Below are 12,554 nucleotides of genomic sequence, written 5' to 3'. Positions count from 1 at the left end.
CTTTGGGGAGGGGGTAGGTGATTGCCAGACTATAGGAGGCAAGCTGCTTAAGGCCGGCTCTCCGCATTTGACGGATACGCTACCTGTTGGTTTAAGATAACAAGAAAACCAGCTAAATAATATGAACTATTACCCAAAAGGCAAAAGATTTTGCACAAGAACCGTCTAGTCGGTTCGTTTGCAATGCGGAATCCGATCATTTTGCCGTCATAGCCGCATTTTAAGGCAATGGCTTACTAAGGGCGCATGTTTTGCGCTTGCAGCCCTTAGCCGAATGATGAGGTATCCCACGCTATTTCAGGAATACCCGTGCGCCCAAGCCCATCTGGTAAAGCATGGTGGCCACCTCTTTGAAGAGCTGGCGGTATTTGGGGTCGACGGCGGGCAGCACCATGATCTCGTCGCCGGGGTGGATTTCGGGGCTGCTGAACCAGCCGTCGGTGTCCTCGGTGTTTTCGAAGGCATCGCCGACAAGCCCGTCGCCGTTGCAAAGCCTTGATTGCAGATCAGGTAGTCTGTGTAGAGTTCTATTTTTTCTTTTTCCATCCGTCAATGATACTCTTTTTGGGATGGGGTGCGTAACATCAGATGATAATGCCCAAGCCCTCGGTTATTATAAAACCGCCATTGACAGCCGCCCTACCTTAGCGGAAGCATGGTTTGCCAGAGCCTTGCTATACCAGCAACAAGGCCGTAACACCGAAGCCGAACAAGATTACCGACAAGCCATCGCCCTACAACCGCTCGCCAAATACCAAACCAACCTAGCAGGCTTTTACGCCGCCCACGGCAAAGAGCCGGAAGCCATCACGCTTTACGAAAGCATCTCAAACTTCCCGCTTGCCGAAGTCGAACTGGCACCGCTCTACTGGCGGCACCAGCACCTAGCCGAAGCCAGCACCGCCCTACGCCAAGCCTTGCAACTGCTGGCCGATACCCAACTGATGGCGCAAAGCACCCACCAAGACCCATGGTATTTTGTCAACACCACAGACGACGGCTTCGAACTGTTCAGCTTAGCCGAAAAAACCGCCTACACCCGTTACTGCTTAGTCGTCAGCTTATTTTTACAAAACCAAGATAAAGCCGCCCGCCAAGAACTAGCCAAACAAGAAAAACTAGCCCAAGAAGACACCCTAAAAGCCATCAACGCCGATTTACAGCGTTTACAACAAACCAACCCGGCATACCAAAACCCTATCCGCCGGATTAAGGCCGCTTTAAAAATTAAAGCGTAGCCTTTACGCCTTGTTTATCACCAAGACGCGTATAAAATAGCTATCCCAGCACTCACATTTAAATGGGCAGACCATGTTAATCACCCTTGACGTTCCGAATGATTTAGGCCTACGCTTACGCCCTTTTAAGCAACAGTTGCCGCATTTATTAGAATTGGGTCTGCGTGAGTTAAACACCCCCAGCAATGCGGATTTCCATAGCCTGCATGACATTTTAGAATGTCTCGCCAAACTCCCCAGCCCCGAAGACATTATCGCCCTACGCCCCGCGCCGGAGCTACAGCAACGGATGGCTAGCTTACTGGACAAACAACGTACCGTCGGCCTCAACGATGAAGAAGAGCAACAGTGGCAGCACTACGGCTATTTAGAACATTTAGTGCGGATTGCTAAAGCCAATGCCTTATTAAAGCTGAACAAACCACGATGAGCCGTTCTTATATTCCGGCTGAACTCAAGCAACACGTCTATGAACGCGCCTAGAATAGGAATGACGGGCAGCAAAAACCTTGCCCGCTATTGGTGTAGGCACTTTACGAAAAACCAGAACAGTGAGGATTTACCATGCAGAGAACTATAACCATAGATTGCCCGCCCGAATTGTTAATGGGTAGCCATTTAAATGCGGAAGACTTCGCCTTTTATCTGAAAAAACAAGCTGCCATCAGCTTGTTTAAAGAAGGCAAACTGTCATCCGGCACTGCCGCTACATGGCTGGACATTAACCGAGTGGCGTTTTTACGGATGGCTTTTGAGGCCGGAGCCACTTTATTGGAAGACAGCGGCGATGATTTGCGGCGGGAAACCGCATTATTATGATCGTTTTTTCCAACACCACGCCCATCATAGCCTTAAGCAGTATCCAGCACTTGGATTTACTGCCAAAATTATTTGGGCATATCTATCTGGTTAATGAAGTCGTAGAAGAATGTGAAGTAGGCGGAGCGATTACAGTGCCTTCGTTGCGCAATTTAGAGTGGCTAACCATCATTGACTCAACCCCGATTAGCCACACCAGCCTCTTATTGGAACTCGATAAGGGCGAAAAGCACACCTTGGACATGGCTGAAAAGCTTCAGGCAGATTGGGTGTTAATAGATGAAAAAATTGGCCGTAATATGGCCGAATATCTGGGCTTGCGTGTCACCGGAACACTGGGCGTTTTACTTAAGGCCAAACAACAGGGCTTAATACCGTCTTTTCTCGAATGCGTCACCGCCATGCAAAGCCATGGCATTTATTATCACCCGCCGTTAATCAAGAAACTGCTAAGCCACATCAGCGAATAACCATGGAGAGCCACCCTAATCCGTAAAAATGGGACAAGGGCAACCTTCGGCATAACCGCAGTTTTCTCTTGGGAACGGACATCTTGCCCGCTCCCCCAAGCCTATGCCTTCCCAAGGCCTTAGCCCTAATCCTCCACCCTGGCAAACCAATTATCGGCAATATTGCCATGCAGCCCACCGAGCTTATTCTGTAAATCATCCAAAATGGCGCGCAGTTGCAGTTGCGTGGCTTCACGGGTATCTATCGCCTGGACATAGTTTTCCATCTCGACGACCCGTTGGGGCAGCGCGTCGCTGTTGGGCAGTTGGGCGATGCTTTCGGAGATTTCCACCAGACAGCGGGCGACCGAGCGCGGCAGGTTTTTGTCCAGCAGCAGATAGTTGAGCACATCATCGCCTTTAACACGGCTACGGACGTGCTGGCGGTACATTAACAGGGCATTGAGGGCGGTCAGGATGTTCATCCATAAAATCGTCTCATACTGGCGCAATTCGTCGCTGCGCGAGTCGGCCAACAACAGCGAGGCCAAATCTAAGATACGGCTGGTCATGTCGGCGCGTTCTAGGTTTCTGCCTAAGCGGATAAAGCGGTAAGGATGGTTGTGGCTCATATAGCCGGACAACAGGCCGCTAAAACGTTGGCAACCCTCAATGATTTTCTTTAAAAACAACACCCGGCTGCGGCGGTTGGCGACAATCTCCAATTCGCTTTTGCTGCACAGATACATTTCGTTGACCTGCTCCCACGCCTCATCCGGCAACAGCTCGCGGGTAGTGCGGATATTCTCCCGCGCCGCACTCAGGGAAGCAAACAACGAACTGGAATAACTGTCATCGGCGAGCATAAAACGGATCACATTACGCTCGTTGGCGGATTTGTATTTCTCGTAAAACTCCTTTTCCGAACCGTTGATGCGCAACAGTTGCTGCCAACCCATTTCCACACCTTTGGGCAAATCCATGAGCAGGTTCATATATACACTGACCAATTTGGCGGTGTTTTCGGTGCGCTCCATGTAACGCGCCAGCCAATACAGGCGTTCTGCTGAACGAGATAACATTAGTTGCCCTCCATATTGATAATCCAAGTGTCTTTACTGCCGCCGCCTTGCGAGGAGTTGACCACTAACGAGCCTTTGCGCAAGGCGACGCGGGTCAGGCCGCCCGCCGTGACAAAAGTGTTTTCGCCTTGCAGGATAAATGGGCGCAAATCGATATGGCGCGGCTCCAACTTGCCTTTACATAAAGTCGGCGCAGTGGAGATCGCCAAAGTCGGCTGGCCGATATAATTGCGCGGGTCGGCTTGGATAACCTTGCGGAAGGCCTCAACTTCTTTGGCGGTAGAATGGGGGCCGACCAACATGCCGTAGCCGCCGGATTCGTTGGCGGGTTTTACCACCAGTTCGGCCAGATGATCCATAACATAATCGTAATGTTCTTTATTGCTGCACAAATAAGTCGGCACGTTCGGCAAGATCGGTTCTTCGTTCAGGTAGTAACGGATCATTTCCGGCACATAAGCATAAACGACCTTATCGTCGGCGACCCCTGCCCCAGGGGCGTTGGCCAAGGCGACATTACCCGCTTGCCATGCCCGCATCAGCCCAGGCACACCTAAAGTAGAATCTTTGCGGAACACTTCGGGGTCAAGGAAATCGTCGTCAATGCGCCGATAAATCACATCGACCTTTTCCAGCCCCTCAATGGTGCGCATATAAACGCAATTGTCGTCTTTTACCACCAAATCGTTGCCTTCGACCAATTGCGCACCCATTTGTTGCGCCAGATAAGCATGTTCAAAATAGGCGGAGTTATAAATGCCCGGCGTCAGCACGACAATCAGCGGCTTGTCGGTGTCGGCGAAGGCTATCGAAGCCAGCATGTCTTGCAGTTGTGTGGGGTAATCGTCTATCGGGAGAATATCAATGCCTTGCAGCAGTTCGGGGAAGACCCGCTTGGTGATGACGCGGTTTTCCAGCATGTACGACACGCCTGACGGCACCCGCAGGTTGTCTTCCAAAACGTACATGATGCCGTCTTTATTACGCACCAAGTCAGTGCCGCAGATATTCGCCCAAACATTATGGCGCGGCTTCATGCCGACACATTCTTTACGGAAGTTTTTCGAACTGTTGATGGTTTCGCTAGGGATTTTGCCGTCTTTGATGAACTGTTGCTCACCATAAACATCGCTGATAAAACAGTTAAGGGCGGTCAGACGTTGCTTAAGGCCCTGTTCAATAACCCGCCATTCCCTGGCATCCATAATGCGCGGGATGATGTCAAAAGGCCAAGCCCGGTCAATATTACCTTCGTCGCTATAGACCGTAAACGTAATGCCCATTTCCATAATCGCCAGTTCCGCCGCGATCTTGCGCTTATCTATATCGGTTTTTTTCAGCGAGTTTAGATATTGGCATAAGCTGTGGCTAACCGGACGCGGCTGGAATTCGGAATACATGAGTTCGTCGTAAGCGTTCTCGGTGGTGTAGTTTTCCCAGATCGATTTCATAGCTTTTTAATAGTTATTAATTTTTACATTAAACGAAGCATGAAGTATGCCACCCTTTTTGGGCTATCTCCGTATCGGCCGCAAAACCAGCGCGGCCTTAGCAAAATAGTACCGCCAATGACTCAGTTATATCCAGTAAAAATAACACGGGTCGGCACAATGCCCACAGAAACGGACAAAGCGGTTAACGCAGGGGCGCATTTTTACCGACAGCAGGAAGACCTATAATGCACCAATTTAGTTCAAACACCAGCGGACGACCTAAAACAATGCAAGATGCCCTAGGCATTGTGGGGCAAGCCCAAAGGCGGGGGTAGGAAATGGGGTGGGTACGCCACCTGACTAACCACATCGGGGCTGTGGTTAGCGCAAGCAACGGGCAAGCAACCAAAACGTTTATTTGATTTTGGCTTCTTTGTACATGACGTGTTTACGGACGACTGGATCAAATTTTTTGATCTCCATCTTTTCGGGCATGGTCTTTTTATTTTTAGTGGTGGTATAAAAATGGCCGGTGCCTTCGGTAGAAATTAATTTAATTTTATCGCGCATGGTTTATCCTCTTAAGCGTTGATGCCGTTTTTACGCAAATCCGCCAATACAGCGTCAATGCCTTTTTTGTCGATGATACGCATACCTTTAGCGGAGACGCGCAGGCGCACCCAACGGTTTTCGGTTTCTACCCAAAATCTGTGGTGATGCAGATTTGGCAGAAAACGTCTTTTGGTTTTGTTGTTGGCGTGTGATACGTTATTGCCGACCATCGGCTTTTTTCCTGTAACTTGGCATATTCTGGTCATAGTTTACCTCTAGGTGTGCCTTAATGCTAAATAGCCGAGCTTTATACCAAAATTTCTTTGCAAGGTAAACTGCAATCTATAAAATAAGCGCCATCCGCGCTCACTAAGGAACCGCCCATGGCTATAAAACTGGGTATGGTGATGGACTCCATCAGCCATATCAACATCAAAAAAGACACCAGTTTCGCACTGCTGCTGGAAGCCCAAGCGCGGGGCTGGGAACTGCATTACATGGAACTGAACGACCTGTACCTGCGCAACGGCAGGCCTTACGCCAGAACCCGCACGCTCAGCGTCCAACGCGACCCTAAGCAATGGTACGGCTTTAGCCAAGAGCAGGACATCCCGCTGGAGACGCTGGACACCATCCTGATGCGCAAAGATCCGCCCTTCGACCAAGAGTACATTTACGCGACCTACCTGCTGGAACGCGCCGAAGATTTGGGCGTTTATGTGGTCAACAAACCGCAGTCCTTGCGCGATGCCAACGAGAAATTATACACCGCCTGGTTTGCCCATTGCTGCGCCGACACCTTAGTGACCCGCGAACCGGACAGAATCCGTGCCTTTTTGCACGAACACGGCGATATTATCCTCAAACCCTTGGACGGCATGGGCGGCGCGTCGATATTCCATCTGCGTGAGAACGACCCTAATTTCAGCGTCATTACCGAAATTATGACACAATACCGCCGTTGCTATGTCATGGCGCAAAAATACTTGCCCGCCATTAAAGACGGCGACAAACGTATCTTAATGGTCAACGGCGAGCCTGTGCCGTACTGCCTGGCACGTATCCCGGCACAAGGCGAAACCCGTGGCAACCTCGCCGCAGGCGGCCACGGCGAAGGCCGGCCCTTAAGCGAACAAGATTTATGGATCGCCCGGCAAGTGGGGCCGACTTTACGCGAAAAAGGCCTGATATTTGTCGGCCTGGATGTGATCGGCGACTGCCTGACCGAAATTAATGTCACCAGCCCGACCTGCGTACAGGAACTTGACCGCCAATTTAACCTCAATATTGCCGGATTGCTGATGGACCACATTGCCGCGACTTTGCAACATGGCTAAAAAAGCGGCCGATTTTAAGCCCGTATCGGTCATGCCGCACAATGACTCGCTGCTGCTCGCCTTGTTTGTGGCGGCCATCCTGCATGTGCTGGTCATTTTGGGGGTCAATTTCACCGCCCCCACAACCGAAAAGTTTAACCGTGCCATCGACATCACTTTGGTCAACACACCCGCCAAAAAACCGCCCCCTGAGGCGAAATTTTTGGCGCCGGACAACCAGGTCGGCGCGGGGGAAACCGTGCAACGGGCGGCACCGCCGCAACAGCATTTGCCCAGCGAAGGCGAAAGCGAGAAAAAGATTATAAAAAAAGCCGCCGTGGTGGAAAATAAGCCTAAGGCGGTAGAAAAAGTGCTGGTGCAACCGAAAGCCGCGCAAAAAGTCACCACCCAAACCAAGGCCGATGAGGGCGACAACGACACGCCCAGCCCGCGTCTGGATATGGAGACCTTACGCAGCCAAATGGCGCAGCTCGGCACGGAAGTCCGCCTCAGCCAGCAAAGTTCGGACAACAACAAAACCAAGCGCGTCAGCCAAGTCAGCACCCATCAGTTTTTGGCGGCGCAATACCAAAAAGATTGGGAAAATAAAGTCGAGCGTATCGGCAATATGAATTACCCTGAAGTCGCCGCCCGCAAAAATTTTTCCGGGCGTTTGACCATGGATGTCGGGGTCAGGGCTGACGGCAGCATCCAAAGCATTGTCATCACCCGCTCGTCAGGGCATCCGTCTTTGGACGAAGCGGCGAAAAACATTGTCAAAATGAGCGCCCCGTTCGCCCCGTTCCCGACCGAGTTGCTCAAGGAAGCGAACGTGCTGGTGATTACCCGCGTCTGGCAATTCTCCGACCAATCGGGGCTGAGTGCGCATTAGGGCGGGTCGGAGAACGGGCTTTTAAGAAGATGTCTATCTTTTAACATTCGTGAATTCAACCCCACCCCAGCCCTCCCCTTGGCAGGGGAGGGGGCAAATGGCTTCCCCGTCATACAGGCGAAAATCAGGGGGAAAATGCCCCTCCCACTGACAAGGGGGAGCCCTTCGGCTTCGCTCAGGAGGGAGGGGGTTTAACACGCAGAGATGCAATGGAACGCCTACTTATATTTTATGCACGTTCCTTAGGGCTATTAAACACTTGTTATCGATAGCCCCGAACCCCATATAGAAGCCAAAAACCAAAGAAAGTTACCGCAAGCCCAGCCCGACCGGACTTGCCATGAAGCGATTAGCCTTGTACTTAAGGCACTTCTGCCCCGCAGGACTGCCGATTTCCAGGGGTGCCTAGGGTAATGCCCCAAGCCGCCTATACCGCCCACCATTGCCGATTTTAAGCGTATGAACGAACCTACTTACCTCAATAACCAATTCATCATCGCCATGCCCGGCTTGGCGGACCCGATTTTTTTCCACACCGTCACCTTCCTGTGCCAACACAACAAAGACGGTGCCCTAGGTATCGTCATCAACCGTTGCACCGACATGAAACTGGGCGACATCTTCAAACAGATGAACATCCCCTTCACCTCGCTGGTGGCGGCCGAATCCCCGGTGTTTGCCGGCGGCCCCGTGCAGCAGGAGCGCGGCTTCGTCCTGCACACGGCGGGCGGTGACTGGCACGCCAGCCTGCCCATCTCCGACGACATCGCCCTGACCACCTCCCGCGATGTGTTGGAGGCGATTGCCGTCGGCAAAGGCCCCGAACACTACCTGGTCGCCTTAGGCTATGCGGGCTGGGGCGAAGGCCAACTGGAAAAAGAAATGGTCGCCAACGCCTGGCTGAACACGCCTTACGGCCAGCAAGTGCTGTTCGACACCCCCATCGACCTGCGCTGGAGCGCGGCGGCCGGGCAAATCGGCATCGACATCAACAAACTGACGACAATGGCAGGCCATGGCTAACCGTGACCCCCTCGCCGCCAACATCAGTAACGACACCTACCTGGGCTTTGATTTCGGCAACAAGAAAATCGGCACGGCGGTCGGGCAAGTCACCACGCGCAGTGCCAGCTCGCTACAGACCTTGCGCTCGCCCAACGAGACCCCCGACTGGCACGCCATCGGCAAGCTGATTGCCGAATGGCAACCGGCCGGGCTGGTGGTCGGTATCTCCCGCAAAGCCGACGGCACTGACAACCCCATCACGCCGCGCATGTTAAAATTCTGCCGCCAACTGCAAGGCCGCTTCAACCTGCCCGTCTACCAACAAGACGAAGCCCTGTCCACCTACGAAGCCAAACAGCTATTGTTCGACGAAGTCAACGTCAACGCCACCAAACTCTGGGCCGTACAAGACCAACTCGCCGCGCAATTGATTTTGCAGAGTTGGTTGAATGATTTTAAAAACACCGGGATAGATTAAACGTAGGCCGGATTTGCCTAACTTAAGGCCGTGATTTCTCACAACACACTATGGGCCTTTAGGTTTTGCCGTCAGTTTCCCCGCTAAACGCCTCGCCTTCTTAGCACACCATGAGGTAGTTTTGGCAAACAGCCTTAACTACTTGCGATTTTTTTTGATCCATGGCATCTTAAACGGATTCCCATTGGCTTGAACAAAAATCCCAGATGAACAGCCTAGCGAAAAATGCCCTATTACTGACCATCGTTACGCTAAGTTTTACCTATCAAAGCCATGCGAAAAAAACCAGCTTGGAGCAGCGCTTGTTAAGCGTCGTGGGCAAAAACGCCGTGCGCTGCGGGGTGTTTCACTTTAACGACAGGAAATCGGAATACTTGAGCGATGCGGCGGCGGCCCAAGCCATCCGGTGTATGACTGTTGCCTACCAACATGGCCAAGGGTTTTATCTGTCTGATGAAGGGTCAGGTATCGATTCTTATGTGGCGAAAGGCATCTTAGGGACACCTAACCGCAGCGGCATTTATCGCTTTGATTACGACAGCTCGCCCAGCGGCGGCGGATTTTCTGGGAATGATGCGTTTGGCATGGCATCCTGCCATAAAAACGCTGTCCCCGGCAAAATTGATCCCGAAACGGATTGCGCAATAAAGCTAAAAGCCCCGCCGCCTGAGCCTGTCAAAATTAAAATCAAAAGTAAACCCAGCCGATGTGAATTTACTCAGCTTAAGTTGCCTGATGATTTTGCCGTGTTGGCGGTCGCAAGACCTAGCGGAGTAGCGGTCGGCCACAAAACAGATTTTCAAATTGACCAGAGCGGCTATCAAGCGCTACAAGTTGAGGTTTTGGTCAACCAACCCGACAAGCCCTTAGTCTTAATCTTAGGCCAGTCCGCACCGACTATTTGGAACATCCATTGGACGCAAGGGACGCATATCATTGCCGTAGTCGTAGGTGGCGGTAATCGGCAAGCCGTGGCCGGATTGCCACGCGGTATCCCGATGCTTAACCCGACCGGAGAAAATGAGGACGGATGTAAAGATTTTTACAAAGAAGGGGAGCTCGAAACCCTGAACCCCTTATCCCGCCGCTTGTTTGGCCGCCCTGTAGAAAAAGTGTATCTTGCCGAAAATGGCAACGTTTTGGTGGGCGAACCCTTATCACCGGATATAAAAGTATTATCCTCATCGGCCACCCCGCCGAAATCTTTTTTCGATAAGAATGCCCCTCTTGCAGGAGAGGCTGGTTTGGAGGATGGCCTTAAAAAAGGCCTGCTCAGAAAAGCGACTGAAGAAGATGGCAGGGCTTGGTTTGCGCAAGTCGCTGAGCGCGAACCCAGCGATGTGCCGCCGATTGCAGGCCAAGAGACTACCCCAAAAACTCCTGGTATCTATGAAGGCGCTTATGTGGTCTTGAAGCCGTTTGTTTTTCCTGCCGGGCTGGTGGCTAAAAATTTTTTTGTACCCCGTGGTGTTCCAGTGCCAAGCGGCGACTCCGGCCATTCGGCAATCTATGATTTTAATACCTTAAAGTGCCTTGGCCTTGATCTGTTGTGCTATAGGCCTTAGAGGTATAACCTCCCGCTAAGCGTGTTAGGGCCTATAAAAGCTCTCACTTGAGCCGTATTGGGCGTTACTACCCGAAAGGTTTTACCTCTCCGGCTATCACCTGAATAAGGATTCCACATGAAAAATCCGCCGTACCATGCCCTATTGGCTCTCATCATCCTTTGTTTTGCCTCGCCCTGCCCTGCGGAACAGCCCGGTTTTGAGCATCGCCTATTGGGTATCGTTGGCGAAACAGCCATAAATTGTGGTGTCTATCATCTTAAAAATAAAGCGGCGAACTACTACTTAAGTGACCCGGAGGCGGCCAAAGTAAGCCAATGCCTAGCCGATGCTTACCAAAATGGCCGGGCTTTTTATGTTGCCGTGGGCGGTTCGGGCATCGGTTCTGGCGATTATTATGTGGCAAAAGGTCTCTTAGGTTTGCCCAATGCCGGTGGCGTTTATCATTTTGGCTACAATAGCTCGCCCAGCAATGGCGAGCCTATTGGTGAAGATAGGTTTGGCATGTCGTTATGCCATACTTTCCCTGGCGCACTAGACCCCGAAAAGGATTGCGGGATGCAGCTAAAAGCTCCGCCACCTGTTTCAGCCGAACTTAAGGGCAAAAACCGATGTGAATTTGCCAATCTCAAGTTGTCTGATGATGTTGTTGTCTGGGCGGCTGAACCGGATTCCGGGCGCAAGCTTGAGTTTCAGATTGAGCAAAAAAGCGGCCATCAAACACGACAAGTTGAGGTTTTAGCCAACCAAACAAAGAAGCCTTTGGCATTAATACTGGGAAATTACGAGCCGACCATTTGGAACATCCGTTGGACGCAAGGAACCGACATCATTGCCGTGGTGGTAGGCGGATATTATCGGCAAGCCGTAGCCGGACTGCCGCCAGGTGTCCCCATACTTAATTCGACGGAAAAAAATGTCGGCAGGTGTGATGATTTTTACGGCGGATCGGATATCAAAACCTTGAACCCCTTATCCCGCCGTTTGTTTGACCGTCCGGTGGAAAAAGTTTATGTCGCCAAAAATGGCAATGTTTTGCTGGGTGATGAGGTAGTGCCGGATATGAAGATACTTTCTTCGCCCGCCACCCCTTCAGACTCTTTTTTCGATAAGGATGCCCCCCGTGCAGGGCGGGCGGGTTTGGAGGATGGTGTCAAAAAAGGCCTGCTAAGAAAAGCGACTAAAGAAGATGCCATCGCTTGGTTTGCTGAACTCCCTAAGCCCAAACCCAAAGATGTGCCTTCGATTGCAGGGCAAGCTCCTCCTACGCTTCCTGAAATATATAGGGGGGCTTATGTGGTATTGAAGCCGTTTGTTTTTCCTGTCGGTTTATTCGGGGGGGATGCAGCGAGGTTTTTTGTTCCCCGTGGTGTGTCAAGGCCGAGCGGCGACCCAGGCCACTCGGCAATCTATGATTTTAATACCTTAAAATGCACTGGGTCTGTGTGTGATTCGGGCGTTATCCTAATAACCTCCCCATAAATTGTCGCCAATACCTGACCCAACCATTGGCATAGCGTTTGTATCCCCACCAGCAGTATGTATGCCCCTGATACCCGTAGGTGCATAGAAGGCACACCGCACCCCCCACCGCCATTATCGCTTATCATCGTTGATAAGCCCGAACATTGGCGGTATCCTAGCGCTAAAGATTACGCGGGCATTGAAGGCCGGCCGCCTGTTTACCAAAGCTGGCTATAAAAACCCTTCTTGCCCCATTTACCA

15 protein-coding genes are annotated in these 12,554 nt (G+C 51.6%); 11 read left to right on the top strand and 4 right to left on the bottom strand.

What is annotated here, in order from left to right:
* Window positions 1-274: 274 nt before the first annotated feature.
* From CEK71_RS22750 to CEK71_RS16825, 5 genes are all read left to right on the top strand, one after another.
* On the top strand, window positions 275-499 hold the full coding sequence (locus CEK71_RS22750; protein WP_157679346.1) for a hypothetical protein: 225 nt from the start codon (window positions 275-277) through the stop codon (window positions 497-499).
* A 70-nt stretch (window positions 500-569) separates the two neighbouring features.
* Window positions 570-1,238 (top strand): tetratricopeptide repeat protein, encoded by a 669-nt coding sequence (locus CEK71_RS16840; RefSeq protein WP_157679344.1) that lies wholly within the window; start codon window positions 570-572, stop codon window positions 1,236-1,238.
* Window positions 1,239-1,311: 73 nt separating this feature from the next.
* Complete coding sequence (locus CEK71_RS16835) at window positions 1,312-1,668, top strand: hypothetical protein (RefSeq protein ID WP_088620465.1); 357 nt, start codon at window positions 1,312-1,314, stop codon at window positions 1,666-1,668.
* 134 nt (window positions 1,669-1,802) lie between these two features.
* Window positions 1,803-2,057 carry a UPF0175 family protein gene (locus CEK71_RS16830; protein ID WP_088620464.1) on the top strand — a complete coding sequence of 85 codons (255 nt, stop codon included), beginning with the start codon at window positions 1,803-1,805 and terminating at the stop codon, window positions 2,055-2,057.
* Window positions 2,054-2,527, top strand: coding sequence for a DUF3368 domain-containing protein (locus tag CEK71_RS16825; protein WP_088620463.1), 474 nt, complete (start codon window positions 2,054-2,056; stop codon window positions 2,525-2,527). The genes CEK71_RS16830 and CEK71_RS16825 overlap by 4 nt, the downstream gene beginning before the upstream one ends.
* 125 nt (window positions 2,528-2,652) lie before the next feature.
* Here CEK71_RS16825 and CEK71_RS16820 read toward each other — a convergent pair whose 3' ends face one another.
* The 4 genes from CEK71_RS16820 to rpmB all read right to left on the bottom strand — a co-directional run bounded on the left by CEK71_RS16820 (window position 2,653) and on the right by rpmB (window position 5,839).
* Window positions 2,653-3,588 (bottom strand): alpha-E domain-containing protein, encoded by a 936-nt coding sequence (locus tag CEK71_RS16820; RefSeq protein WP_088620462.1) that lies wholly within the window; start codon window positions 3,586-3,588, stop codon window positions 2,653-2,655.
* On the bottom strand, window positions 3,588-5,039 hold the full coding sequence (locus CEK71_RS16815) for a circularly permuted type 2 ATP-grasp protein (RefSeq protein WP_088620461.1): 1,452 nt from the start codon (window positions 5,037-5,039) through the stop codon (window positions 3,588-3,590). Before CEK71_RS16815 ends, CEK71_RS16820 begins: the two co-directional genes overlap by 1 nt.
* Before the next feature lie 396 nt (window positions 5,040-5,435).
* Window positions 5,436-5,591 (bottom strand): 50S ribosomal protein L33, encoded by a 156-nt coding sequence (gene rpmG / locus CEK71_RS16810; RefSeq protein WP_019866713.1) that lies wholly within the window; start codon window positions 5,589-5,591, stop codon window positions 5,436-5,438.
* Between the two features lie 11 nt (window positions 5,592-5,602).
* Complete coding sequence (gene rpmB, locus CEK71_RS16805; protein WP_088620460.1) at window positions 5,603-5,839, bottom strand: 50S ribosomal protein L28; 237 nt, start codon at window positions 5,837-5,839, stop codon at window positions 5,603-5,605.
* A 117-nt stretch (window positions 5,840-5,956) separates the two neighbouring features.
* Here rpmB and gshB point away from each other — a divergent pair, with 117 nt between their 5' ends.
* The 6 genes from gshB to CEK71_RS16775 all read left to right on the top strand — a co-directional run bounded on the left by gshB (window position 5,957) and on the right by CEK71_RS16775 (window position 12,311).
* Window positions 5,957-6,910 carry a glutathione synthase gene (gene gshB / locus CEK71_RS16800; RefSeq protein WP_088620459.1) on the top strand — a complete coding sequence of 318 codons (954 nt, stop codon included), beginning with the start codon at window positions 5,957-5,959 and terminating at the stop codon, window positions 6,908-6,910.
* Complete coding sequence (locus tag CEK71_RS16795; protein ID WP_088620458.1) at window positions 6,903-7,781, top strand: energy transducer TonB; 879 nt, start codon at window positions 6,903-6,905, stop codon at window positions 7,779-7,781. The genes gshB and CEK71_RS16795 overlap by 8 nt, the downstream gene beginning before the upstream one ends.
* Before the next feature lie 459 nt (window positions 7,782-8,240).
* On the top strand, window positions 8,241-8,804 hold the full coding sequence (locus tag CEK71_RS16790) for a YqgE/AlgH family protein (RefSeq protein WP_088620457.1): 564 nt from the start codon (window positions 8,241-8,243) through the stop codon (window positions 8,802-8,804).
* Complete coding sequence (gene ruvX / locus CEK71_RS16785) at window positions 8,797-9,264, top strand: Holliday junction resolvase RuvX (protein WP_088620456.1); 468 nt, start codon at window positions 8,797-8,799, stop codon at window positions 9,262-9,264. The genes CEK71_RS16790 and ruvX overlap by 8 nt, the downstream gene beginning before the upstream one ends.
* 206 nt (window positions 9,265-9,470) lie before the next feature.
* Window positions 9,471-10,829, top strand: coding sequence for a hypothetical protein (locus CEK71_RS16780; RefSeq protein ID WP_088620455.1), 1,359 nt, complete (start codon window positions 9,471-9,473; stop codon window positions 10,827-10,829).
* Between the two features lie 117 nt (window positions 10,830-10,946).
* Window positions 10,947-12,311 carry a hypothetical protein gene (locus CEK71_RS16775; protein WP_088620454.1) on the top strand — a complete coding sequence of 455 codons (1,365 nt, stop codon included), beginning with the start codon at window positions 10,947-10,949 and terminating at the stop codon, window positions 12,309-12,311.
* Window positions 12,312-12,554: the final 243 nt, after the last annotated feature.

It is taken from the genome of Methylovulum psychrotolerans (assembly GCF_002209385.1).
In the GTDB taxonomy this organism is placed as follows: Bacteria; Pseudomonadota; Gammaproteobacteria; order Methylococcales; family Methylomonadaceae; genus Methylovulum; species Methylovulum psychrotolerans.
Note: the sequence above shows the minus strand (reverse complement) of the source record. Positions and strands in the feature narration are given on the sequence as shown.

Excerpts from the sequence above, each read along its gene's own strand:
- CEK71_RS22750 (WP_157679346.1), top strand. The coding sequence starts at position 275 with ATGATGAGGTATCCCACGCTATTTCAGGAATACCCGTGCGCCCAAGCC.
- CEK71_RS16775 (WP_088620454.1), top strand. The coding sequence starts at position 10,947 with ATGAAAAATCCGCCGTACCATGCCCTATTGGCTCTCATCATCCTTTGT.
- CEK71_RS16780 (WP_088620455.1), top strand. The coding sequence starts at position 9,471 with ATGAACAGCCTAGCGAAAAATGCCCTATTACTGACCATCGTTACGCTA.
- CEK71_RS16840 (WP_157679344.1), top strand. The coding sequence starts at position 570 with ATGGGGTGCGTAACATCAGATGATAATGCCCAAGCCCTCGGTTATTAT.
- CEK71_RS16825 (WP_088620463.1), top strand. The coding sequence starts at position 2,054 with ATGATCGTTTTTTCCAACACCACGCCCATCATAGCCTTAAGCAGTATC.
- CEK71_RS16795 (WP_088620458.1), top strand. The coding sequence starts at position 6,903 with ATGGCTAAAAAAGCGGCCGATTTTAAGCCCGTATCGGTCATGCCGCAC.
- gshB (WP_088620459.1), top strand. The coding sequence starts at position 5,957 with ATGGCTATAAAACTGGGTATGGTGATGGACTCCATCAGCCATATCAAC.
- CEK71_RS16790 (WP_088620457.1), top strand. The coding sequence starts at position 8,241 with ATGAACGAACCTACTTACCTCAATAACCAATTCATCATCGCCATGCCC.
- CEK71_RS16820 (WP_088620462.1), bottom strand. The coding sequence starts at position 3,588 with ATGTTATCTCGTTCAGCAGAACGCCTGTATTGGCTGGCGCGTTACATG.
- CEK71_RS16815 (WP_088620461.1), bottom strand. The coding sequence starts at position 5,039 with ATGAAATCGATCTGGGAAAACTACACCACCGAGAACGCTTACGACGAA.
- CEK71_RS16835 (WP_088620465.1), top strand. The coding sequence starts at position 1,312 with ATGTTAATCACCCTTGACGTTCCGAATGATTTAGGCCTACGCTTACGC.
- rpmG (WP_019866713.1), bottom strand. The coding sequence starts at position 5,591 with ATGCGCGATAAAATTAAATTAATTTCTACCGAAGGCACCGGCCATTTT.
- ruvX (WP_088620456.1), top strand. The coding sequence starts at position 8,797 with ATGGCTAACCGTGACCCCCTCGCCGCCAACATCAGTAACGACACCTAC.
- CEK71_RS16830 (WP_088620464.1), top strand. The coding sequence starts at position 1,803 with ATGCAGAGAACTATAACCATAGATTGCCCGCCCGAATTGTTAATGGGT.
- rpmB (WP_088620460.1), bottom strand. The coding sequence starts at position 5,839 with ATGACCAGAATATGCCAAGTTACAGGAAAAAAGCCGATGGTCGGCAAT.